The organism is Burkholderia reimsis, assembly GCF_003294055.1.
GTDB lineage: Bacteria > Pseudomonadota > Gammaproteobacteria > Burkholderiales > Burkholderiaceae > Burkholderia > Burkholderia cepacia.
Map to the genome: position 1 here is coordinate 101,635 of NZ_QMFZ01000016.1, position 23,147 is coordinate 124,781.

Here is a 23,147-nt window from a genome sequence, read left to right on the forward strand (position 1 = left end):
GATCGCGCGATTCCCCGCAATGGCCTGAAATCCACCGGCACTTCGCCAGACGTTCAGACCGCGTCCATGTTCGAGACTGAACGCTTCGAGGTCGCGGTGGGCACCGTTTCCTCGAGAAACATCCCCACGAGCGCGCTAACCAACGACACGCCCCCGACGATCAGCATCGGATAACCAAGACCGAATGTGTCGGCGAGCCCGCCTGCCACCACCGGCATCAGGACCCCACCGATGAGTTCGCTGACAGCGGTGGGAACACCTACGGCGGAGCCGGTCAGCGTGGACGGTACGGATTCGCAGGGAATCACGGCAAGAAAGAGCGGTGCGATGCCGAAGCCACAAATCCCGGCGGCAAAGAGGTTGCAGAACATGACGATCGGAGACGCGTGACAAAGAACGAATGCCAACATCAGGATTCCGTAGCAAGCCGCGGAAACGACGAGCACAATACGCCGACCAAGCCGATCAGACATCGCTGGAACGGCGATCATCCCGATAAATCCGCCGAAACCCCATCCGGAGATGATCAGGCCGACCGTGCCGAGGCTGAGGCCCACTACCTTGGTCAGATAGAGTGCGACAAACGTCGAGAAAACGAACAGGCCCGTCTGGAAAAGGGAGCCGATGACCGTGGTCAACCAGATGTTCTTGTATCTCAGCACGGTCAAGGGGCTGGCCGATGCCGATCGCGCCTGTTTATCTCGACTTGCCTCCGGCTTTCGCATGGTCTTGCCGATCAGTAACGTCAGCAGAAGCCCCGGGATACCGAGAACGAAAAACACCCACTCCCAGCGCATATGCATCACGAGCTGGGTAGCGATAATCGGTCCCAGGCCGATACCCAGAAGGGGAAAGAACGACTGATGGATGCCCAGATTCAAGCCGCGCCGACGCGGTGTCGATATTTCATCGATGGTCGCGACGCTGGCACTGAAGACGCCCCCCTCTCCGACGCCAAGGAGGCCGCGCACGAGCAGCATGCTGTGGAACGACTTGGCGACCCCGGTGAAGGATGTCATCACCGAGAAGAAAATCGAAGACCCGAGCAGAATCTTGCGACGCCCGTGGCGGTCGGACAGGCTTCCGAGCACCCATGTCGAAATGGCCCAGGTCAACGCAAGCACCGAGGCGATGGCGCCTGCCTGCGTGTTGTTCAGTTTCAGTTCCGGCAGCAGAACCGGGAACAGGTACACGATGACCAGACGGTCGAGACCCACGATGCCGAACAGCACCGCAAGAAAGATGACCATCTTCCATTCGTAGTTTCCGCTTTCCTTGTATTTCATATCGCCATCCTAACTATATTGTCGTGACTGAATGACCGTTGTTTCGAAGAAAAACCGCCAGGCCTACCCGGCCGCGAAACGAACCCCTCCGACCGGCCCGCCATGGAACGACATGGCGAGCCCGATGGTCCCGCTACCGATCTCCGCCGCTTCCCGCCAACCCGGACGGGCAGCCGCCGTCCGATGAAGCGGGATCATCGGCGGCCGTCTCCGCCGGCGTTCTGTCGAGTATCTCGGCGACAGGGGGGCGCGGTCGCCGGTCGATCAGCAATCGCAGCACGTCGGGCCGCGAGTAATGCCCCACAGGATCGAAAACGCACTTCGACAGCGATTGCGTGCCGAGATCGATATTGGCGTAGAGCAGGCCTTCCGCGGTTTCGTCGATCTTGTCGAACAGCTCCGCCCCGTCGGGCCCGTAGCCAACGCTATGGCCACCGCCCGCCCGCAACAGCTGACGTTTGTCCTCGGTGTCGCAAAGATGCTCGACCATCTCCTCGGTGACGACTGTCGACGGCGCGAGGACGAAGCATCCGCCTTCGACGGCATAGGTCCGCGAAACCGCGTTGTTCACCTGGTAGCTCAATGCGCTGGCGAATTCATAGAGGGAAAAGCTCGGCCACGCGGCAACGTGGACCTGTTCGCCTTGCGCGTACATGGCGGCTTTGGTCAAAGGCTGCACGTGTTCGGCACAACACAGCGCGCCGAGCTTGCCCAACGGACTGTCGATCACGGTCAGGCCGCTGCCCTCCCCGTCACCGAAAACCGTCCGTTCGAGGTGGGTGGGCTTGAGTTTCTGTCGTTGCAGCAGGGTTTCGCCGTCGGGGCCGATGATCCATTGGGAGATATACAACGAATGGCCCTTGCGCTCCGAGAGGCCCATCACGACCGTGATGCGGTTTTTCCTCGCTGCGTCCCTCAGCGCATCGGCTTCCTGACTGTCGTAGCTCAGCGAATTGTCGAAGTAGCGCTGAACATAGCCCTTGCTCATATACCAGGCCGGGGTGCCGAGCCAGATGTAGAACGGGTAGCCGGGCAGCCACACTTCGGGAAAGGCGATCAGGGCGGCGCCGGCCTGCGCCGCCTCTTCAATCAGGCGGATGGACTTTTCGATTCCGGCCTGAAGATCGAGGAACGCCGGGGCGGCCTGCACGACAGCCGCCTTATATTGGGGATGGTTGAGAGCCAAGATACTCCTCCACGACTCGCGGGACGGGACGCCCGCAACGTTGTAGAGGAAGTGTCCGGGGCCAATATGGCGGACGCTTGACTCTGACAGAACAGGATTTTTACTTATGCTGCCAGCCGGCGGGATTACCGCGCGGCCCGCTCAGGGGCGATTCAACCAACGTCGCGATGCGTCGCACGGTAGTCGCGCGCGGACATGCCGAAGCGACGTCGAAACGTGCGACTGAAATGCGATGCATTATTGAAACCCCAAGCCATCGCAATATCGGTAATCGAGCGGTTGGCGTACGCGCGTTGCCGAAGCCACTCGCCGCATCCGTCGAGTCGGGCCGTAGAGATGATCTCGCCGATCGACTCTCCGACCTCGGCGAACAGCCGGTAAAGATAACGGCTCGATACCCCCAGTTCGTCGGCGATCTGTTCGGGTCCGAGTTCCGGTTCGCGAATACGGTCATGGATCAACGCACGTGCGCGAAGCAGATGCATCTCTTTCACGTTGGATTTGGGCAGCGAAACCGTGTTGAAATAATCCGCCAACGCCAGCGCGACCAGGTTCGCGGACACATCGCCAAGCCGCTCGCAACCGGTCATGGCGCCTTCGTCCGCCGAAAGCGCCCGGTGCAGGGACGCGATATGGTCCGCCGCGATCCGGCGTACCCCGGTGGCCGCGGGAATCCTCACCGCGGTGTGCTGCCGGCCGCACGGCACCCATTTCTCCAGTGCCTTGCGGGGAAAGCGGATCGTGTAATGTTGTCCGGAGAAATGCCAGACGAAACTGCGCGACGAATCGAACAGCACCATGTCGTCGGGGCCGACGAACGCGGTGCGGGCATCCTGCTCGATCGCGCCTCGCCCTTCGGTCTGGATCGACACGAGCAGGTAGTCGTCCGCCGTGCGCCGCACTTCGTCCCAGTCATGTGCCGCGACGTGATCGACCGCCGAGATCCGCGACACACACACGCCGTCGGTGTCCACGCTGGAAATCTCGCCATGAAATCCCTGCCCGGATTCGGTCCTGAAAACCATCGGGACGCAACTGGCCCGAACCTGATCCGACCATGCCAGAAGCCTGTCGTCACGATGGTAATGATCCGTGGTCGTCACTTGATTCATGGCACGAGGTTCCGGTGGCAGACACGCGAGAGCGTTATCCCGGACCATTGCGCATCCAAAATCCGGCGTCAATGCGCAATACCCCGGGACGGCCGCTTCGAAACGTAGCTGCGATCGAGCGCCTCCACCGAGCGACAACCGATGAGGGCAAGCGTCCGGTCCGTTTCCCGTTTGATCATCTCGATGACGTCGCTCACGCCGGCTTCCCCTCTGGCCGCCAACCCGTATAACGTAGCGCGCCCCAGCATCACGGCTTGGGCCCCCAGCGCGATCGCCTTGACGACGTCGGCCCCCGTCCGTATGCCGCTGTCGAGCATGACCGTCGCGCCCGCGATGCGCTCGACGATGTCCGGCAGCACGTCGGCTGTCGCCGGCAGGTCGGCGAGTTGCCTGCCGCCGTGGTTCGAAACGATGACGCCGTCCGCGCCGAGCGCGACACACCGCGCGGCATCGTCGGCCGTCACGATGCCCTTGACGAGGAGTTTGCCCGGCCATTCGTCCCGCAGACGGCGCAGGTCGTCCCAACCGAAACTCGCATCCATCTGCCGGCGCAGGATCGCGGCCTGCGAGGCCGTGTCCGATGCATCGTCCGTCGCGAAATTCCTCAGCTCCGGCATGCCGTTCATCAGGTAAGACCAAAGCCAGCGCGGGTGCGACAGTCCGTCGACGACCGCACGTGCACTGGCCTTGAACGGCATCGCAAAGCCGTTGCGAAGATCGCGTCGGCGAAAGCCGTTGACCGCGACATCGGTGGTAAGGATCAGGGTCGAATAACGCGCCGAGCGGGCACGATTGACCAGGCTCTTCGCGAGGTTGCGATGAACGACGTACAGTTGGAACCACAGTTCTCCGTCGGCCCCCTTTGCCACCTCTTCGATGGACATGTTGGAAGCCGTCGATAGCGCAAACGGAATACCGGCCTTGCCCGCCGCGCGCGCAAGCGCGAGGTCGCCCTTGGGCCAGAACGCGCTGTTGAGGCCCGTCGGCGCGATTACCAGCGGTAATGGAATCCGGCGGCCCAAGAGCGTCATCGACTGCGCTCGCGTGCTGACATCCGACAGCCGGCGCGGCAACAACTGCAATCCGTCGAACGCCGAACGGTTATGCGTCAATCCCGACTCATCGTCCGCCGCGCCTTCCAGATAGTCGAACACCATGCGTGGCAGCCGCCGTCTGGCTGCGTCACGATAGTCGCTGACGGAGAAAATGCCGGGAAATCCTGTTGTCATGATTGAGGTACTGTCAGATTGAATCGTGATGCGAAAAGTTCGAGGCGCGCTGCACGCCGGTTTCGCGCGTCTCTCTTGGCCGTTCGATGCCGAATGCCGAGTAACGACGCAAAGTCGAAAGCTAGACGACGACGCTACCGACATAGTTTTCCGCCATGGACCTCGCCGCAGTCTCGGACGTGGTCACATGCTCGAGCTCGGCAACCTGCAACTGCTGTTCGAACGGCGAGGCATCGTCGAGGCGATGCATCATGCGGGTCATCCAGTAGGAGAAATGCTCGGCGCGCCAGATCCGCTTCAGCGCAAGCTCACTGTACGAAGCGAGTTGCGCTTCATCGCCGGTCCGGTAATACGCGTCGAGTCCGCTGCTCAGGATCCGTACGTCGGAGACTGCCAGGTTGAGACCTTTTGCTCCGGTAGGAGGAACGATATGAGCGGCGTCGCCGGCAAGAAACAGTCGGCCGTGCTGCATCGTCGTCGAGACGAAGCTCCTCATGCCGACGATATTCTTCTGAATAATCTTCCCGTCGACAACGCATTGACCATCGGCGGAGTCGACACGTGCGTGCATTTCGGCCCAGATCCGGTCGTCGGACCAGTTGTCGACTGAATCTTTCGGGTCGCACTGGAAATACATGCGCTGAACTGTCGGCGAACGGGTACTGACCAATGCAAAACCACGATCATGACGTGCATAGATCAGCTCGTCCGCAGACGGCGCACCTTCGACCAGAATGCCGAACCAACCGAACGGATAGACGCGCTCGAAATCGCGGCGAACGCTCTCGGGAATCGCCGAACGGGACACCCCTTGCGAACCGTCGCATCCGATCACGAAATCACAGTCCAGCGTATGCGATTGCCCTTGATGCACGAACCGTATCGACGGGGCCGACGTGTCGATGTCGTGAAGCGAGACATCCGCGACACCAAACAGGATAGAGCCGCCCGCGGCAACGCGAGCCGCCACCAGATCCTTGATGACTTCGTGCTGCGCATAGACGGTGATGGCCCGCCCGGTCAACGCCTTGAGGTCGATGCGCCGCCGCTTTCCGTCGAAGGCGAGTTCAAAGCCGTGATGCAACGCTCCTTCTGCCTTCATACGCTCACCGACACCGGACGCTTCAAGCAGGTCCATCGTCCCCTGCTCGAGTACACCCGCCCTGATCGTCGATTCGATCTGCTCGCGTCGGCGGGTTTCGAGCACGACAGACTCGATACCTTTCAGATGCAAAAGATGAGAAAGAAGGAGGCCGGCAGGACCGGCGCCAATAATGCCTACTTGAGTGCGCATGCTATCTCCAACTGAAGGTACTGTCGGACGTTTTCCGTCATTCGGTTCAACATGAGCGACATCGTTACGTGCTCTGCGCGGAGCGCGTGACAAACGTCACCCTCGACACTGATCTCAAGCGCCCTTGATGGGCGGAATATGGCGATGCACGATCATCAGGCAGATGAACACCATCGCCATCGCGGCGCCCAGCATGCCCAGGTACGCAGACGCTCCACCCTGCGTGATCACGAAGGCCCCCGCGAACGCGCTGAGAATCGCGCCGAGCCGCCCAAACGCGAGCGCGGATGCGGTCCCGGTCGCGCGAATCTCGGTGGGATAGACATACGCGCAAAGGGCATACATCGTCGACTGAACCGCGTTCACGAAGAGGCCGTGCAACCCGATTCCGAACACGAGCAACGTCGTGTGGGCAGAGACGTCGAGACCGCGCAGGAAAAGCGCGCTCGCGGACGCCATCAGGCAACAGACGAGCAAAGGCCAGCGTGATCCGAACCGACCGATTGCCACCGCGCAGCTTATTGCGCCGAATACGCCGCCGAGGTTGTAGGCGGTAAGACCCGAACCCGCCACCGAAGGGCTGAGCCCCTCCCCTGCAAGCATCGTCGGCAGCCAGCTGAATGCGCTGTAGACCGCGATCAGGTTCATGAAGAAAGCGACCCAGATTGCAATCGTGTCGCGGCCTTGACCGTCCGCGAACAGCGCACGAAAGCCTGGACGCTGTACCGCCTTCTGTTCCTTCTGATCGGCGAACACGGCGTCCGGCTGAACCGAGCGGGACATGCGGGTCAACAGGTGACGCAGTTCGTTCCAGCGTTCCTGATGACGCGCAAGATAACGTGGCGATTCCGGCATGACGAAATACAGCAGGAGCGCCAGTGCGACGGGAAGCGTGCCGCCAATCAGAAAGAGCCCGCGCCAGCCGTAATGCGGAAGCACGACGCTCGCGAACAGCCCCGCAAGCATGCCCCCCAGCGGTACGCACACGATGGTTGCGGTCACGGCGAGCGTCCGCCGGCGAGCAGGCGTAAATTCCGCCGTCATGGTCGTCGCGCTCGGCAGTGCGCCGCCGATACCCAATCCCGCGAAAAAGCGCAGGATCGCAATGGTCGTGACGTCCGGCGACAGCGCGATCGAGCTCGTCGCCAGGCCAAATACCAGCACGCTCCCGATGATCGCCCAGCGCCGACCGAACCTGTCCGCGAACAGCCCGGCGAACGCGCTGCCGATGCCCATGCCGACGAGGCCGGCGGCAACGGCGGGCGCAAATGCGTTGCGCGTGATGCCCCATTCCTTGATCAGGCTGGGAATGGCGAACCCGATGAGTTGCCCATCGAATCCATCCATCACGATCGCAAGTGCGGCGAGCAGGACGACCATTCGCTGGAACGCCGAGAACAGCCCGTCGTCGAGGGTGCGGCCGATGTCTACGGTCGGCAGACGCGGATTACGATCGTTCATTTCGCGCTCCCGGCCCGGCCGGCGACGTCCGAATCGCAGTCCTGAGCAATTGGTTTTCCGACGTGACGGTCGGACTCGAACCAGGTGCGATCGAGCGACGACTCGAAATTGATGACAGGCATTGCAGTCTCCTTAAGCCGATCGCTCGTCGTTCCAGGAGCGAAGGCATCTCAACGGTATCGGGTTGTTATTGTGTTCGTGCCCACCATCCGGAAGCCCATCGCATCCATGGCGAGCATCACGCGCGCTGACCGCGGCAACGATCAGAACGGATAGTGACGAGGCGTCGTTTGCACGGTGATCCAGCGCAAATCGGTAAATTCCGCGACTCCGGCTTTGCCGCCGAAATGCCCGAAACCACTGGACTTCATCCCGCCAAACGGCATCTGCGCCTCGTCGTGAACCGTCGGCCCGTTGACGTGGCAAAGCCCGGACTCGATCCGCTTCGCTACCGTCAACGCCCGCGCGACATCACGGCTGAAGACCGCCGCCGACAGACCATATTCATTGTTGTTTGCGCATGCGATGGCCTCGTCGTCTCCATCGACGCGGACGATCGCCTTGACTGGCCCGAACGACTCCTCCCGGTAGATATGCATGTCCGCCGTCACATGATCGAGCAACGTGGCCGGCATCAGCGTGGTCTCGGATTTCCCGCCGCACACCAGGGTCGCGCCTTTCGCCAGCGCGTCGTCGATCAGGTCGTTGCATCGCCTGACGGTCGCCATGTCCACGACGGAGCCGAGGACGGCCGGGCCCTTTCTCGGATCGCCAAGCGGCAGGCTCTTCGCCTTCTCGGCCAGACGCGCGACGAATTCATCGGCGATCGCCGTGTCGACGACGATGCGTTCGGTGGACATGCAGATCTGGCCGGAATTGGCGAACGCGCCGAATGCCGCGCCTTGCACGGCGGCGTCGAGATCGCCATCGTGAAGCACCAGAAACGGCGCCTTTCCGCCGAGTTCAAGTACCGAAGGCTTCAGATACTTCGCGCACTGGGTCGCGATGACGCGGCCGACGCGCGTCGAACCCGTGAAGTTCACCCGTCTGACCGCAGGCTCGGCAATCAGCGCTTCGACAATGTCGCCGGCATTCGCCGGCGCGTTCGTGACGAAGTTCACGACGCCACGCGGCAGTCCCGCGTCCTGCAATGCCTCGATGATGAGGCCGTGGGTCGCGGGGCAAATTTCGGAACCCTTGAGCACGACGGTATTGCCGCACGCCAGCGGCAACGCAACCGCACGCACGCCCAGGATGACGGGCGCGTTCCACGGCGCGATCCCGAGCACGACGCCGGCGGCCTGCCGAACGCCCAGTGCGAGACTGCCGGGCACATCGGACGGAATCACTTCGCCCGAAATCTGCGTGATCATCGCAGCCGCTTCGCGCAGCCCGTCGGCCGCAAGCTTGACGTTGAAATCCGCCCACAGGCGGGACGCACCCGTTTCGGTTGCCATTGCCATCGCGAACGCGTCGCCTTTTTCTTCGAGCGCATCCGCGGCCCGATTCAGTAGAGCGCGTCGCTCGCCGGGGCCCATCGCCGACCATGCGGGAAACGCGGCGGCCGCCGCATGCACTGCCGCTTGTGCATCGGCGACAGTCGCGGCCGGCGCCGTCGAGGCAACCGTGTCGTCGAGCGGGTTGCGGCGCTCGAATGTCGTGCCGTCGCGAGCCATCGCACGCTCGCCGTTGATCAACATCGTTACCTGATTCATTACCGTCTCCTGGAATATTCTTGAAAAACCGGCCTGCCGAATCACCGGCTCGCGGTCAGGCCACGACAATTTCGACGACGCGTGTTTTTCCCGAAGACAACGCGTCTTCCAGCGCGGGCTTCAGCGACAGCGCGTCGCTCACTCGAACGCCTTCGCACCCCATGCTGTTGGCCAGGGAAACGAAATCCAGCCCTGGCAGGTCGGTGCCCTGTACCGGATCCGATGCGGCGAAGCCGAACACGGGCGCGAATTCCTGCAAGGCGGCGTAGCGCGAGTTATTCAGGATCACGAATGTGATCGGAAGATCGAGCTGGACCGCGCTATAGATCGCTTGCGGCGAATACATCGCCGAGCCGTCGCCGATGAGGCCGATCACGCGGCTGCCGGGTCTGGCCAACGCGACGCCCACCGCGGCGGGCATGCCGTAGCCCAAACCGCCGCTTGCCATCGTGTAGAACGTCTGACTGCGCGTGAACGGCAGATAACGTTGCATGACGGGGCGCGAACTGGGCGCCTCCTCGACCACGATATCGGTAGCGCGGCGGACCTCGGACAGCGTCTGCAACGCATAGGCGACCGACATGACCGCGGAGGGCTCGGCGCGCTCGACGGCCTCGCGAGGCGCCGGCAGCGGCCGGCCTCGCGGCGCCGGACGGGCGAGCAGGTCCGCGAGCCCCAGGCGAATGTTCGCCACCACCGACGTGCCGACCGGCGTCCACGCGGCGGTGGCCGGATCGTCGATGAGCTGGTACAACGCCGCACCGTCAGGCACATGCGGCCCACTGCCTTCGACGTGATACGCAAACGCCGGCGCCCCGACGACGAAGATCAGGTCATGCCCGTGCAGAATCCGGACGATTTTTTCGCGCATCGCCGGAAGGAATCCGGCGAAGAGCCGATGATCTTCAGGGAAGCTGCAGCGCGACGACATCGGCGCAACATAAACCCGCGCGTTGTGGCGCTCGGCAAGCTGGATAACCTCGCTCCACGCATCGGCACGATCGAGTTCCGCGCCGACGACGAGGGCCGGCCGCTGGCAGTGATCCAGCGCATCGCCGATCTCCGCGATCCGTTCCGGATCGGGGCGGGACCGGGTGCTGACCCGTGTCGCCTCGACGAAGTCGGCCGGTTGATCCCAGTCGTCGACCGGAATGGAAACGAACACCGGACCACGCGGCTCCTGCATCGCCACGTGGTACGCACGGGCGAGCGCCAGCGGCACATCGGCGGCACGAGCCGGTTCGATGCTCCATTTCACGTAGGGGCGCGGCAACTCTGTTGCCTGCGATGCCGACAGAAACGGGTCGAACGGCAGGATCGAGCGGGCCTGCTGGCCGGCGGTCACGATCAGCGGCGTGCGGTTCTTGAACGCCGTGAAGATGTTGCCCATCGCGTTGCCGACGCCGGCCGCCGAATGCAGGTTGACCAGCGCGGCATTGCCGGTCGCCTGGGCATACCCGTCCGCCATGCCGACCACGACCGCTTCCTGCAGGCCCAGCACGTACCGGAAATCCTCCGGGAAGTCGCGGAACATGGGCAGTTCGGTCGAGCCGGGATTGGCAAACACGGACGTCATGCCGAGGCGCCGCATCAAGTCCACGACGGCATCGCGAACGGTCGGCTGCCCACTTGTGTTTCGTTGCATCTCGAATCCTCTGCGGTTAGCCATTCGGGCTGGCGGTGATTGGATGAGCCGCAGTATGGGATTCGATACCTTGTTTGAAAATTGCCAATAATGCTCAAAGTCATTACATTTAAGCATGGCATCACCGAGTGGCCTGACGGGCCCATTCAGGCCGGAAGCCTTACCGGGCGGGGCTGAGCGCCGCCAGCACCGGTTTTCCGGCAGCCGCCGCGAGCGTACGCGGCAGTGCCTTTCAGGGAAGACACCTAGCGCCGTCCAACTCGGGACCCTGCTCGCCCCCCTTTATTCCCTTTCAATCAGGTTCGCCGCGATGAGTTTCAATCTGCAGCAGTTGACGATGTTCACGACGATCGTGTCCGCCGGTAGCCTGGGACGAGCCGCGACGCTGCTCGACATGACCCAGCCCGCGCTGAGCAGATCGATCAAGCGGCTCGAGGAATCGGTCGGGGCGCCGCTGTTCGAGCGCCACACGAAAGGGATGCAGCTGACCGCGCTGGGCGAGGCATTGATGCCGCATGCCATGTTGCTGCAACGGGAAGCCGAACAGGCGCGCGAGGAACTGGACGCGATGCGCGGCCTCGCGAAAGGCGTCATCAAGGTGGGCGCGGTGGGCAGCATCGCGAGCCTCGTGCTGCCGATGGCCATCGCGTGCGTGCTCGAGAAATGGCCCAACCTGCGCGTCGAGGTGATCGAAGGCGTGTGGGATCGTCTCGTCGAGGGTTTGCTCGCTTACGAGATCGACCTGGCGCTCTGCACCTCGGGAATCGAAACCGACGAGGTCGCTGCGCTCTCCGATTGTTCATGGACCGACCGGAGTTTCGTGGTCGCGGCGACCGATCATCCGTTGCGCTCGACGCGCGGTCTGCGGCTCGAAGACACACTGACACAACGGTGGGCACTCACACCCAAGGGCACCGGACCTTATGCCCACATGCAGGAGACCTTCAGGGCCCGCGGTCTGCCGATGCCGGCCATTGCAGTCGAGACCCGTTCGGTGACCGTGCTCAAAAGCCTGGTAGCACGATGCGGCTTCGTCTCATGGATGGCCGAGCCGATGTACGACACCGAAAGCAAGGCTGGCGTCATTGACGCGCTGGACATCGAAGGCCTGGACGCGCAACGCACTCTGACGGCATTCCGGCGCCGGCGTGGCACGCTACCCGCGCCCGCCGTCAAGCTGCTGGACGAATTGCGTCACCTGACGGGATCTTTGCGCAAGGACGGGCAAAGCCTGTCTTGATGGCCGTGAATCGGGCGTGCCCGCGATTCGTGCGTTTTGGCATGACCCGACGCACACCCCGCCTTGGTCAACTGAAGTCAGCCCGGGTCTGGCCCCGCGTTTGCGCGTTGATGCGCCGTCGCCAGCAGTCGCCACCCAGGGAATCCTGATGAAAATGCATTGGTTCAAGCATCAAACATCCGGATCCGGAATCCGCGCCGACTGAATCACAACCAGCGTATCCCCTGCCTCGATCCTGCAAGGCGGATCCTCGTAGAACGAAAAAATCTTCCCGCACCGATCGAGGCCGACGACGATCGCACCCGGCACGACGTTCGTCATGCAGCCGACCTCTTGCGGCATCGCCTCGCGCTCCAGCAGCGTCGCGCGCCCGCGCGTCGACAGCATGTCGTTCACGAACGGCACGATATAGCGGCTATGCACGGCGTCCGCGAGCAGCAGCGCGCCGATCTTCGTCGACGACACGATCACGTCGGCGCCCGCCTGCCGCAGTTGCCGCTGGTACAGGTTCTCCTGGATCCGGACGACGATCTTCGTATCGGGCGCGATGCTGCGCACCGACAGCGTCAGCAGGATCGCGGTCGGATCGTCGGTCACCGAAATGATCACCGCCTTCGCCGAACGCACCTGCGCCTGCTGCAGCAGATCCTCGTGCGCGGGATCGCCGAGCAGCCCCGTCACGCCGAGCGACGTCGCGGCCTCGAGCGCCTGCTGCTGCGAATCGATCACGATGACCGTCGCCGGATCGACACCGCTCTCGAGCAATTCGCGCACCGCGATCGAGCCCGACAGGCCATAACCGCATACGACGATGTGATCGGACAATTGCTTTTGCAGGCGTTTCATGCGGAATTCCTCGACGACGCGCTGGATCACGAACTGATAGGCCGTGCCCAGGAAAATGAACCAGATGACGATGCGGATCGGCACGATGAAGAACGCATCGATGAGACGCGCCCGTGCGGTGACGGGCACGATGTCGCCGTAGCCGACCGTCGCGACCGTGACCATCGTGAAGTACACAAGATCGGCGACGGTCATCGGCGTGCTCTTGGTCGAATCGCGCAACCCGTCGCGATCGAGATACAGCACGAGGAACGCGAGCGTGCACAGCAGCGCGACCGCGCCGAGACGGAACAGCAGCGTGCGGCGCGGCGACGTCGCGCGACGCGTGAACAGCGTGCGCGCGCGCGGCGCCTGCCACGGGTTGCGCGCGCGACGCAGGCGTGAGCGCAACGAGCGGCGCTGGGCGGAGGGCGATGCCAACGGGGAATCTCCTGAAGGATGCGGGCTCGATTCTACGATGGGTCGGCCGCGACCGGCCGACGTCATCGCATCGATTCGTCCGTTACAGCATGCTGCGCGGCCGCACCATCGTCCCGTCGACGAAGCGCTGCGCGCGAAATGCCGACAGGTCGAGCGACGGCGCGCCGGTGTCGATCCATTCGGCAAGCAGCCGCCCGACGATCGGCCCCATCGCGAAACCGTGGCCGCAGAACCCCGTCGCAATCGCGAGCCCGGACGGCGTACCCGGCGCGTCGATCACCGGAATGCCGTCGGGCAGCACGTCGATCAGGCCGGCCCAGGCCTCGACGATCTGCGCGTCCTTCAGCGCGGGGAAGATCGTCTTGAGTTTCGCGAGTGCACGCGGCGCATGCGCGCGATTCGGCTGCGGCTGCGGATCGCGCGGCTCGATCGGCCCGATCGCACCGTTGATGCGCGCAAGCGCATCGCGCCAGGCAGCCCCGTTCACGTGCAGCCGGAATTTGTCGCGCTGCGACCAGAACTCCGGCCAGAACAGGCTCAACCCGCGCAGGTGGCCGAGCGTCAGGTCGACGTCGACCTGCATGTCGTCGGCGAGATTGATCGCGCCGTTCTTGCGCTGCCGGATGCCGAGGCCGTGCCCCCATACCGTCGATGCCGACACCGGCGGCACCACATTGGTGCGCATGCAGGTACCGCGGACGGCCTGCTGCGGCAGCCGGATGCCGACGCCGTCGAGCAGCCGGAAGCTGGTCGCGCCCGCCGCGCAGATCACGCGCCGCGTGCGGATCGTGCCGCGCTCGGTCACGACGCCGACCACCGCGCCGCCGGCCGTCTCGATCGCGGTCACGCCGCAACCCTCGAAGAAGCGCGCGCCGGCCTCGACGGCACGCGCGGCGAACGCGGCAGCCACCCGGCGCGGCTCGGCCTGCCCGTCGGTCGCGGTATACAGCCCGCCGAGCGTGCGTGCCTGCGGCGAAAGGCCGCTGACGCGCTCGTCGATCTGCGCGCGCGTCAGCGTGCGCGTGTCGAGGCCGTGTTCGCGCGCGACCGCGAGCCAAGCGTTGAACGACGCCCAGTCCGTTTCGTTGTCCGCAATATAAAGACAGCCGCCCTGCCGCCATTCGAGATCGAAACCGAGGGTTTCCTCTAACGCTTCCCAGATCCGCATGCCGGCCATCATCAGCGGCACCTCGGCAGCTTCGCGGCCCTGCTGCCGCACGAAGCCCCACGCCCGTGTCGACTGCTGCCCGGCGATACGCGACTTGTCGAGCACGACGGCCTTCAGGCCGCGCAGACCCAGGTAATACGCGGCTGCGCAGCCCATGATGCCGGCGCCGGCGATCACGACGTCGGCGTCGGCCGGGAATGGCGAATCGCCAAGGGTCAGGGTATCGTGCAGCGGATAGGTGGTCGTCATTGTTTCCTGTCAGGGGTTAATGCATCCGGATACGGGCGGCGGTGGTAACGTCGTGACACACCTTTCACACAAACGCACCTTTCACCACGCTGAATAACGACCATTTTGCGGTAAAGTTATCTTTTCCGCGCGTGGCCGGTCGGCTCGCCCCTGGACGTCACGAAGACTGTCCGTCGAGACTGCCGCAAGGCGTCGTTCTGAACGTCACGATCCGTTCCCGTAGCATGACCACTGAAGCAATCACCACGGATTCCCTCGCGGTTGCCGAGCGCGTGCGCGAGCTGATGACCCGCAACGGCATCGGCAAGCGCCAGCAGACCACCGAGCTGTGCCGCATCCTCGACCTGAGCTTTTCGCAAGGCCATCGTAAGCTGCGCGGCAGCAGCCCCTGGACGCTCGCGCAGATCAAGAAAGTCGCCGAAGCGTACGGCGAACCCGCCGCCCAGCTGTTCGGCGCGCAAACGCTCGACCCCGGCATGGTCGGCGCGTATTCGCAGGAGGCCGTACTTTATGCGGGCGTCGCCGAGATTCCGTGCACCGCATGGATCGGCGCGCCGCTCGAAGCCGGCGCGCGCCCCGAATTCGTCGCATATGAGCAGAACGGCCGCTGGCGCGTGCTGCGCCACACCGGCGTGCTGTACCAGAACGCGTACGACGTGCACAAGATCGAGATCTATCCGCGCCGCGCGGAGAGCGACAAGCTCGTCGTCGCGGTGATCGACCCCGATCGCGTCAGCGCGACCGAGCTGTGCCGCTATCTCGAACGCCAGGGTTTCGCGACGGCCGCATTCGACGGCCTCGCGCCGTTCGTCGACGCGCTGCAGGGCCAGGCGTTCGACGCGGTCCTGACCGAATGGCTGTTCGACGACAGCACGGCCGCCACCGCGATCAAGGCAGTGCGCACGTCCGACAACCCGGGCGCGCCGATCTTCGTGCTGACGGGCGACCTGCTCACCGGCCGCGCGAGCGAGGCCGACATCAGCGAAGTGATCCGCGCGTTCGACGTCGTCTGCTACGAAAAACCCGCGCGCATGGCGATCCTCAGCGCCGATCTCGCGAAACGGCTCGCACGCGGGTAACGTCCCCGGGCCGTTCCCTGTCCGGACGGCCATCGTCCGCGCGGCACGGCGGTCGTGAACAGGGTCGTGGATCAGTACAATAGCCGCACCCGTTCACGCCCACGCCGGCATCCGCCGCCCAACGCCATGGCCCGCCTCATCCCCGACGACTGGAAAAGCCTCGCCGCGACCGGCGCGGCCGAACGCGAGCGCGAAACGCTCGCGGCCCTCGAACACGCGCTGCCCGACGGCTACACCGTGTATCACGGCGTGCACTGGACGCGCGCCGACCAGGCGTTCTCGGTGTTCGGCGAGGCCGCGTTCGTCGTCGTGAGCCCGGCCGGCCGCGTGCTGCTGATCGAGCAGAAAGCCGGCTTCCTGCGTGAAACGCCGAAGGGGCTCGTGAAGGTCTATCTGCAGAAGGAACGCAACGTCCCGATCCAGCTCGCGCGCACGCAGGAAACGCTGCACCGGCGCCTGACGGCCGCGCTCGGCGCGGGTGTCTACGGCGTCGAGGCGCTGCTGTACTGCCCCGACTACTCGATCCGCGACGCGTCGATCGCCGGCGTCGCGGCCGACCGCATCGTCGACGCGTCGCGCAAGGCGCAGCTCGCGCAGGTGATCCTGCGGATCCTGCCCGAGGACGACGAGCACTTTCCGAACGCGCCGAAACTCCACCATTTCCTCGCGGACGAGCTCGCGCTCACGCCCGATACGAGCGCGCTCGTCGGGCAGGCCGGCACGCTTGTCACGCGGCTGTCGGGCGGGCTCGCCGCATGGGCGCGCCAGCTCGAATTCGCGCCGTTCCGGCTGCGCGTCACCGGCACGGCCGGCTCGGGCAAGACGCAGCTCGCGGTGCAGGCGATGCGCGATGCCGTCGCGGCCGGCAAGCGCGTGCTCTACGTGTGCTTCAACCGGCCGCTCGCCGACTACATCACGCGCATCGCGCCGCCCGGCGCGAAGATCGCGAATTACCACCAGCTGTGCGACTGGGTCGCGCGCGACGGCGGATATACGCCGGACTTCCAGGTGCCCGGCGAATTCGAACGGCTCGAGGCGCGCTTCGCGCAAACGCCCATTTCCGAACGCTGGCGCTTCGACGTGCTGGTCGTCGATGAAGGACAGGATTTCCATGCGCCGTGGGCGGCCGCGCTGGAACGCCTGCTGGTGCCGGACGGCGCATGGTGGTGGCTGGAAGATCCGCTGCAGAACCTGTACATGCGCGAGCCCGTCGCGCTGCCGGGCTGGGTCACGCTGAAGGCGCTCACGAACTACCGGAGCCCGCGCGACCTGCTCGAATTCGTGCGCGACATCGTCGGCAGGGTCGAGCCGCTCGCGGCCGAGCTGCGCTCAGGCAGCCCGTTCGACGGTTCGGATCCGTCGGTGTCGGCGTACGGGGAAGAAGGTGCGTCGCAAGACGCGTTGGCCGAAGCCTGCGTCGACGCGACCAAGCGGGCGATCACGCACGCGCTGTCGCTTGGCTTTCGCAAGCAGGACATCGCGGTGCTGTCGTATCGCGGCCGCGAAGGCTCGGTGCTCGCGCCGCTCGACCAGCTCGGCCCGCACCGGCTCAAGAGTTTCACCGGCAAGTACGACCTGTTCGGCAACCCGGAATATCGCGAAGGCGACGTGCTGCTCGATTCGATCTACCGCTTCAAGGGCCAGTCGGCGCCGTGCGTGATCCTCACCGAGGTCGACTTCGACAGGCTCGACGCGCGTGCCGCGCGCAAGCTGTTCGTCGGTGCGACGCGCGCGACGATGAAGCTGCTGATCGTCGCGTCGTCGCGTGCGGCCGCGCAGCTCGCGGCGGGTTGAAATCGCTTTAGATTTCGGCAGGCAAGCCACCTGGAACAATCCCGTTTCTCCGGGCGCATTGACGTTCCAACCAAGACGAGACACGGACGAGCCGGCCGCAAGCGTCGCGAACGACACGCACAGAGCGCTGGATTACATACACCGGCAGGGGATTTCATTCATGGGAAACGTGACTTACCAAAGCGTGATCGGGCTCGACAACATGCCGACCTTTCACGATGCCGAACTCGTCACCATTGACCATCGTCCGACTGATCAGGAATTGCGGCTTCGGTTCCGCCGAACCGACGGAGGCATCGGCACGTTTCGCTTCACCGGCGTCATCTCCCAACGCGTCATCGATTTTGCGGCACAGAACGTTGTGTCACGCCTTTTGATATCCCCTGCATACGCGTTTTCGGCGGCCGACGTATGCAAGTGGCTGAAGTGGATGAACAGCCGGGAAGATTTCGACGCGGCAAGCGTCGACGGGGCGCTGCTCGATCGATATCTGGCCGATTTCGACGTGAATCGAAAGGCGTTGTTCGTACTCGAGCCGTCATGCGGCGCGGAAGTCGCCGTGCTGTGCGAGGCGATCGGGTTGAGCCTGGGACCGGAGGTTTGAACTTGCGACAGCATGAAGTGGCAAGCGAAGCACCTGGGCGATCGCGCCAAGGCGCATGTCAACATCGGACCGGTAAACAACGCTTCGGATCATGGCCACACATCCGCTATTCAACCTGCTCGACCGCCTCGGTACCGCGAAGATCCATTACGCGTTGAGCCGCAACCGCCCCGACAGCGTGCTGGTCTCGATGACGATAGTCGCAATGCGCGTCGAGGTGGACGTATTTCGTGACGGACACATCGAAGTGTGTACGTTCACGGGCTCAGAGGCGCCATCGAACCTCCCCGACCTGCTCGACCGGATCATCCGCGAGCACACGGACTGATCCGCGAGACGGGTTACGTCAACCGACAAACCCGCCACCACGCCACGCCGTCGCTCACGCCACCCGGAACGCCCCCACCGCGCGACGCAACCCGTCCGCCTGTTCCTCCAGCGAAGCCGCCGCAGCCGCAGCCTGCTCGACGAGCGCCGCGTTCTGCTGCGACACCTGGTCCATCTGCGACACCGCGCGGTTCACCTGTTCGATCCCGTCGCGCTGCTCGTTCGACGCGGCCGCGATCTCCGTCATGATGCCCGTCACGCGGCCGATCGCCTGCTGGATGTCCTGCATCGTCGTACCGGCCACGCCGACGAGCCGCGAGCCGTTCGCGACGCGCTCGACCGATTCGCCGATCAGCGTGCGGATTTCCTTCGCCGCCGACGCCGAGCGTTGCGCGAGCGTGCGCACCTCGCCCGCGACCACCGCGAAGCCGCGGCCCTGCTCGCCGGCACGCGCGGCTTCGACCGCCGCATTCAGCGCGAGGATGTTGGTCTGGAACGCGATCCCCTCGATCGTGCCGATGATGTCGGCGACCTTCTGCGAACTCTGGTCGATCTCGTTCATCGTGCCGATCACCTCGCCGACCACGGTCGCGCCGCGCGTGGCGATCTCGCTCGCGGTGTCCGCGCAGGCCTGCGCCTCCACCGCGTTGTCCGCGTTCTGCTTCACGGTCGCGGTGAGCTGCTCCATGCTCGCGGCAGTCTCCTGCAATGCGGACGCCTGTTCCTCGGTACGCTGCGACAGGTCGGTGTTGCCGGCCGCGATCTGGTGCGTCGCCGTCGAGATCGCCTCGGAACCCTGGCTGACCTGGCGCACGGTGTCCGCGAGGCTGCGCTGCATGCCGGTCACGCCGTTGACCAGTTCGGCCATCTCGTCGCGCGACGACCAGCGCACTTCCGACGTCAGGTCGCCTTCCGACAGGCGGCGGAAATGCGACAGCAGGCGGTTCACCGGCTGCGTGATCGCGTAATGCAGGCCGATCGCGCAGCCGAGGCACGCGGCCAGACCGAACGCGATACCCGCGATCGCGCCCGCACGCATCCAGCCGTAGTAGGTCTGCGCGGTGTCGTACACCTCCTTGCCGCGTGCGCCCTGGTATGCATCGAGCGCATCGGTCGCCTGCGTGAGCGCAACCGACAGCGGCGGCGCGACCGACATCAGCAGCCGGTCGGCCTCGTCGCGGCGGCCGTCGCGGACCGCGTCGATCATCGGCTTCAGCGCCTGCCCGATCAGCGCCTGGCGCGCGGCATCGAGGCGGCTCGCGAGCGGGCCTTCGTCGCCGTCGTGCGGCATCGACGCGTAGCCGCGCCACGCGGTGTCGGCCTTCGCGAGATAACTCTCGGCCTTCTTGACGAGATCGGGCACGTCCGGCGCTTCCGGGTGCAGCAGCGCGCGGTCGAGCGTCGTGCGCACGATCGTCAGGTTGAGACTGGCCGCCGACAGCGCGGTCTTCGCCGCCAGCTGTTGCGTATAGGCCTCGTCGAGCGCGCGGTTCGAGCTCTGCATGCCGGCGAGGCCGATCAGCCCCGACACGACGAGCAGCACGGCGACAAGGCCGAGCGTGGAGAAGATCCGCGTGCGGATCGAGAAACGGGAAAACATGGCGTTCAGGTTCATGACGGGACGTGAGCGGTGAAAAGTGCCGCGGCAATCGGTCCGCAGCACGCTGTATTACGGTTTGCCTGCAAAAAACTTGAGCCCGGCCCCGCTTTCCGGCTGATCCCGGTCAATTTTTCGCGTCGGCAATCTACTGTTACCGTTGCAACAGATCGAGGCTGGGCAGAAATTGACTGGTCAACTATCCATCGTTATAGTTCGAACCAATTCCCTGCCATGGCAGATATATCGATGACTACCAACACCCTCCTCACTCCGCCGGCCGCCGAAACGGCCCGCCGCGACGCGCCGACCGGGCTGATCGTCGCCGCGCTGCTGCTCGTCATGCTGCTGTCCGCGCTCGACCAGACGATCGTGTCGACCGCGCTGCCGACGATCGTCGGCGAGCTCGGCGGGCTCGACCAGTTGTCGTGGGTCGTTACCGCGTACCTGCTGTCGTCCACCGTCGTGCTGCCGTTGTACGGCAAGCTCGGCGACCTGTACGGCCGCAAGATCGTGCTGCAGGCCGCGATCGTGCTGTTCCTCGCCGGCTCCGCGCTGTGCGGCGTCGCGCAGGACATGACGCAGCTGATCGTGCTGCGCGCGCTGCAGGGGCTCGGCGGCGGCGGCCTGATGGTCGTGACGATGGCCGCGATCGGCGATCTGGTGCCGCCCGATCGCCGCGCGCGCTATCAGGGGATGTTCGGCGGCGTGTACGGCCTCGCGACGATCGTCGGCCCGCTGCTCGGCGGCTTCCTGGTCGAGCACCTGTCGTGGCGCTGGATCTTCACGATCAACCTGCCGCTCGGCTTTCTCGCGCTCGCGGTGATCGGCGTCGCGTTCCGCCCGCACACCGCGCACGTGAAGCACCGGATCGACTACATGGGCGCCGCGTTCCTCGCGACCGCCCTCACCTGCGTGATCCTGTTCACGAGCGAAGGCGGCTCGCTGCTGCCGTGGACGTCGCCGCAGCTGTGGATGACGCTCGTGCTCGGCGTCGTCGCGATCGGCGGCTTCATTTACGAAGAACGGCTCGCGGCCGAGCCGATCATGCCGCTCGAACTGTTCCGCCATCGCACCTTCGTGCTGGTCAGCCTGATCGGCTTCGTCGTCGGCATCGCGCTGTTCGGCTCGGTCACGTTCATTCCGCTTTACCTGCAGGTCGTGAAGGGTTCGACGCCGTCGCAGGCCGGGATGCAGCTGTTGCCGATGATGGGCGGGATGCTCGTGACGTCGGTCGTCAGCGGCCGGCTGATCTCGCGGCTCGGCTCGTACCGGATGTTTCCGATCCTGGGCACGCTGACCGGCGGCGTCGCGATGGCGCTGCTGTCCACACTGACGCTCGATACGCCGCTGCACACGATGTATGCGTACATGGCGCTGCTCGGGATCGGGCTCGGCATGGTGATGCCCGTGCTCACGCTCGCCGTGCAGAACACGGTCGAATTCCGGCATATGGGCGTCGCGACGTCGGGTGCGACGCTGTTCCGCTCGATCGGCGGCTCGCTCGGCGTCGCGGCGTTCGGCGCGCTGTTCTCGCACGGGCTGCAGTCGCGGGTGATGGCTGCGCTGCCGGCCGGCACGGAGCTGCCGCCCGCGCTCGGCCCGGCCGCCGTGCACCAGTTGCCGGATGCCGTGCGCGACGCGTACCTGCATGCGTTCGCCGGCTCGCTGCACGTCGTCTATCTCGCGGCGGCGACGGTCATCGCGATCGCGTTCGTGCTCGCGTGGTTCGTCGAGGATGCGCCGCTGCGCAAGCACAACTGACTGGCCGGTGAACCGCGATGCAGCCGCCGGGCCGCCTCGCGATTCGCCGCCACCCGCCGTTACGGCACCAGCACGACCCCGCCCGTCGTCGCGCGCGACTCCAGCAGCCGGTGCGCATCGGCCGCCTGTTCGAGCGGCAGCCGCGCGCCGATCTCCACGTGCATCCCGCTCGCCAGCCGTTCGAGTGTCGCGCGCGCAGCCTCCCGATAACCGTCGACGTCGCGCGCGATGAAGCCGAGCACGCTCGGCCGCGCCAGCGCGATCGAGCGCGCCGGCCCCAGTTCGTCGAGATCGAACGTGTGCCGTGCGCCAATCGCAGCCACCTGCCCGATGCTCGCGACCATCCCGAACGGACGGACTGCACCGAGCGTGCGCGTCAGCACGTCGCCGCCGATTCCGTCGATCGCGTAATCGACCCCGGTGCCGCCGCCGAACACGCGCGCCGCCGCGACGAAATCCTCCTCGCGATAATCGACGACCGCCTCGGCGCCATGCGTGCGCACGAGCGCGGCTTTCGCGGCCGACCCGACCGTGCCGATCACCCGCGCGCCGAGCGCACGTGCCCATTGCGTCGCCAGCAGTCCTACACCGCCGGCGGCGGCATGCACGAGCACCGTATCGCCCGCGCGGACCTGCCGGACGCGATGCATCAGCATGTAGACGGTGATCCCTTTCAGCAGCCCGGCGGCCGCTGCATCATCGCTCAAGCCGTCGGGGATCGGCACCACGCGCTCGGCCGGCATCGTACGCAGGCTCGCATAGCTGCCGGTCGGCATGCCCGCATACGCGACGCGCTGGCCGGGGACGAGATCCGTCACGCCCGGCCCGACCGCGTCGATCACGCCGGCCGCCTCGACGCCGAGCGCGTCCGGCAGCGCGGGCAACGGATGCGCGCCCGTCCTGAAATAGATGTCGACGAAATTCACGCCGATCGCGGTCTGGCGAATCCGTACCTCGCCGGCATCGGGCGGCGCGACGGGTGCATCGACGCGGCGCAGCACGCCGGCGTCGCCGTAGCGGTCGATCCCGATCCGGATGGCGGTCGTGGTTTGGGTCATGACGTTCCTCGCAATCGAATGAAGTGACACGATCATCCCATCGTGCATAATCGATCGGAATTCCCGCTGATCA

General features: G+C 65.0%; 18 protein-coding genes. 6 read left to right on the forward strand and 12 right to left on the reverse strand.

Features of this window, described 5'->3' with window-relative positions:
* Nucleotides 1-53: 53 nt before the first annotated feature.
* The 8 genes from DPV79_RS19660 to mdlC all read right to left on the reverse strand — a co-directional run bounded on the left by DPV79_RS19660 (nucleotide 54) and on the right by mdlC (nucleotide 10,928).
* Nucleotides 54-1,286 carry an MFS transporter gene (locus DPV79_RS19660; protein WP_208866733.1) on the reverse strand — a complete coding sequence of 411 codons (1,233 nt, stop codon included), beginning with the start codon at nucleotides 1,284-1,286 and terminating at the stop codon, nucleotides 54-56.
* A gap of 133 nt (nucleotides 1,287-1,419) precedes the next feature.
* Nucleotides 1,420-2,472: a carbon-nitrogen hydrolase family protein gene (locus DPV79_RS19665; RefSeq protein WP_113046251.1), complete on the reverse strand. Its 1,053-nt coding sequence runs from the start codon at nucleotides 2,470-2,472 to the stop codon at nucleotides 1,420-1,422.
* Nucleotides 2,473-2,624: 152 nt separating this feature from the next.
* The gene (locus DPV79_RS19670) at nucleotides 2,625-3,584 is read right to left on the reverse strand and encodes an AraC-like ligand-binding domain-containing protein (RefSeq protein ID WP_162175278.1); all 960 of its coding nucleotides are present in this window, start codon (nucleotides 3,582-3,584) and stop codon (nucleotides 2,625-2,627) included.
* 68 nt (nucleotides 3,585-3,652) lie between these two features.
* Entirely contained in the window at nucleotides 3,653-4,813 is a 1,161-nt protein-coding gene (locus DPV79_RS19675; protein WP_081076231.1) for an alpha-hydroxy-acid oxidizing protein, read from the reverse strand.
* Between the two features lie 121 nt (nucleotides 4,814-4,934).
* Nucleotides 4,935-6,107: a 4-hydroxybenzoate 3-monooxygenase gene (locus DPV79_RS19680; RefSeq protein WP_113046253.1), complete on the reverse strand. Its 1,173-nt coding sequence runs from the start codon at nucleotides 6,105-6,107 to the stop codon at nucleotides 4,935-4,937.
* Between the two features lie 114 nt (nucleotides 6,108-6,221).
* Nucleotides 6,222-7,568 (reverse strand): MFS transporter, encoded by a 1,347-nt coding sequence (locus DPV79_RS19685; RefSeq protein ID WP_113046254.1) that lies wholly within the window; start codon nucleotides 7,566-7,568, stop codon nucleotides 6,222-6,224.
* A 263-nt stretch (nucleotides 7,569-7,831) separates the two neighbouring features.
* Nucleotides 7,832-9,283 carry an aldehyde dehydrogenase gene (locus DPV79_RS19690; RefSeq protein ID WP_113046255.1) on the reverse strand — a complete coding sequence of 484 codons (1,452 nt, stop codon included), beginning with the start codon at nucleotides 9,281-9,283 and terminating at the stop codon, nucleotides 7,832-7,834.
* A 55-nt stretch (nucleotides 9,284-9,338) separates the two neighbouring features.
* Nucleotides 9,339-10,928 carry a benzoylformate decarboxylase gene (mdlC, locus tag DPV79_RS19695; protein ID WP_113046256.1) on the reverse strand — a complete coding sequence of 530 codons (1,590 nt, stop codon included), beginning with the start codon at nucleotides 10,926-10,928 and terminating at the stop codon, nucleotides 9,339-9,341.
* A gap of 310 nt (nucleotides 10,929-11,238) precedes the next feature.
* On the opposite strand from mdlC, the gene DPV79_RS19700 reads away from it, so the two are divergent.
* Nucleotides 11,239-12,168 (forward strand): LysR family transcriptional regulator, encoded by a 930-nt coding sequence (locus DPV79_RS19700; RefSeq protein WP_021156881.1) that lies wholly within the window; start codon nucleotides 11,239-11,241, stop codon nucleotides 12,166-12,168.
* Nucleotides 12,169-12,339: 171 nt separating this feature from the next.
* On the opposite strand, the gene DPV79_RS19705 is transcribed toward DPV79_RS19700, so the two are convergent.
* Both DPV79_RS19705 and DPV79_RS19710 read right to left on the reverse strand, forming a co-directional pair.
* Entirely contained in the window at nucleotides 12,340-13,434 is a 1,095-nt protein-coding gene (locus tag DPV79_RS19705; protein WP_027789331.1) for a potassium channel family protein, read from the reverse strand.
* Nucleotides 13,435-13,516: 82 nt separating this feature from the next.
* Nucleotides 13,517-14,851 (reverse strand): NAD(P)/FAD-dependent oxidoreductase, encoded by a 1,335-nt coding sequence (locus tag DPV79_RS19710; RefSeq protein WP_113046257.1) that lies wholly within the window; start codon nucleotides 14,849-14,851, stop codon nucleotides 13,517-13,519.
* Nucleotides 14,852-15,075: 224 nt separating this feature from the next.
* Between DPV79_RS19710 and DPV79_RS19715 the strand changes: the two genes are divergently transcribed.
* The 4 genes from DPV79_RS19715 to DPV79_RS19730 all read left to right on the forward strand — a co-directional run bounded on the left by DPV79_RS19715 (nucleotide 15,076) and on the right by DPV79_RS19730 (nucleotide 18,656).
* Nucleotides 15,076-15,930: a helix-turn-helix domain-containing protein gene (locus DPV79_RS19715; protein ID WP_006485970.1), complete on the forward strand. Its 855-nt coding sequence runs from the start codon at nucleotides 15,076-15,078 to the stop codon at nucleotides 15,928-15,930.
* A 126-nt stretch (nucleotides 15,931-16,056) separates the two neighbouring features.
* Complete coding sequence (locus DPV79_RS19720; protein WP_113046258.1) at nucleotides 16,057-17,724, forward strand: ATP-binding domain-containing protein; 1,668 nt, start codon at nucleotides 16,057-16,059, stop codon at nucleotides 17,722-17,724.
* Nucleotides 17,725-17,884: 160 nt separating this feature from the next.
* Nucleotides 17,885-18,328 carry a hypothetical protein gene (locus DPV79_RS19725; RefSeq protein ID WP_113046259.1) on the forward strand — a complete coding sequence of 148 codons (444 nt, stop codon included), beginning with the start codon at nucleotides 17,885-17,887 and terminating at the stop codon, nucleotides 18,326-18,328.
* Between the two features lie 91 nt (nucleotides 18,329-18,419).
* The gene (locus tag DPV79_RS19730; protein WP_113046260.1) at nucleotides 18,420-18,656 is read left to right on the forward strand and encodes a hypothetical protein; all 237 of its coding nucleotides are present in this window, start codon (nucleotides 18,420-18,422) and stop codon (nucleotides 18,654-18,656) included.
* 54 nt (nucleotides 18,657-18,710) lie between these two features.
* Here the strand turns inward: DPV79_RS19730 and DPV79_RS19735 are convergent, their stop codons facing one another.
* The gene (locus DPV79_RS19735) at nucleotides 18,711-20,270 is read right to left on the reverse strand and encodes a methyl-accepting chemotaxis protein (RefSeq protein ID WP_113046261.1); all 1,560 of its coding nucleotides are present in this window, start codon (nucleotides 20,268-20,270) and stop codon (nucleotides 18,711-18,713) included.
* Nucleotides 20,271-20,501: 231 nt separating this feature from the next.
* Between DPV79_RS19735 and DPV79_RS19740 the strand changes: the two genes are divergently transcribed.
* Complete coding sequence (locus tag DPV79_RS19740; RefSeq protein ID WP_059813787.1) at nucleotides 20,502-22,016, forward strand: MDR family MFS transporter; 1,515 nt, start codon at nucleotides 20,502-20,504, stop codon at nucleotides 22,014-22,016.
* Nucleotides 22,017-22,075: 59 nt separating this feature from the next.
* On the opposite strand, the gene DPV79_RS19745 is transcribed toward DPV79_RS19740, so the two are convergent.
* On the reverse strand, nucleotides 22,076-23,074 hold the full coding sequence (locus tag DPV79_RS19745; RefSeq protein WP_113046288.1) for a quinone oxidoreductase family protein: 999 nt from the start codon (nucleotides 23,072-23,074) through the stop codon (nucleotides 22,076-22,078).
* Nucleotides 23,075-23,147 lie beyond the last annotated feature (73 nt).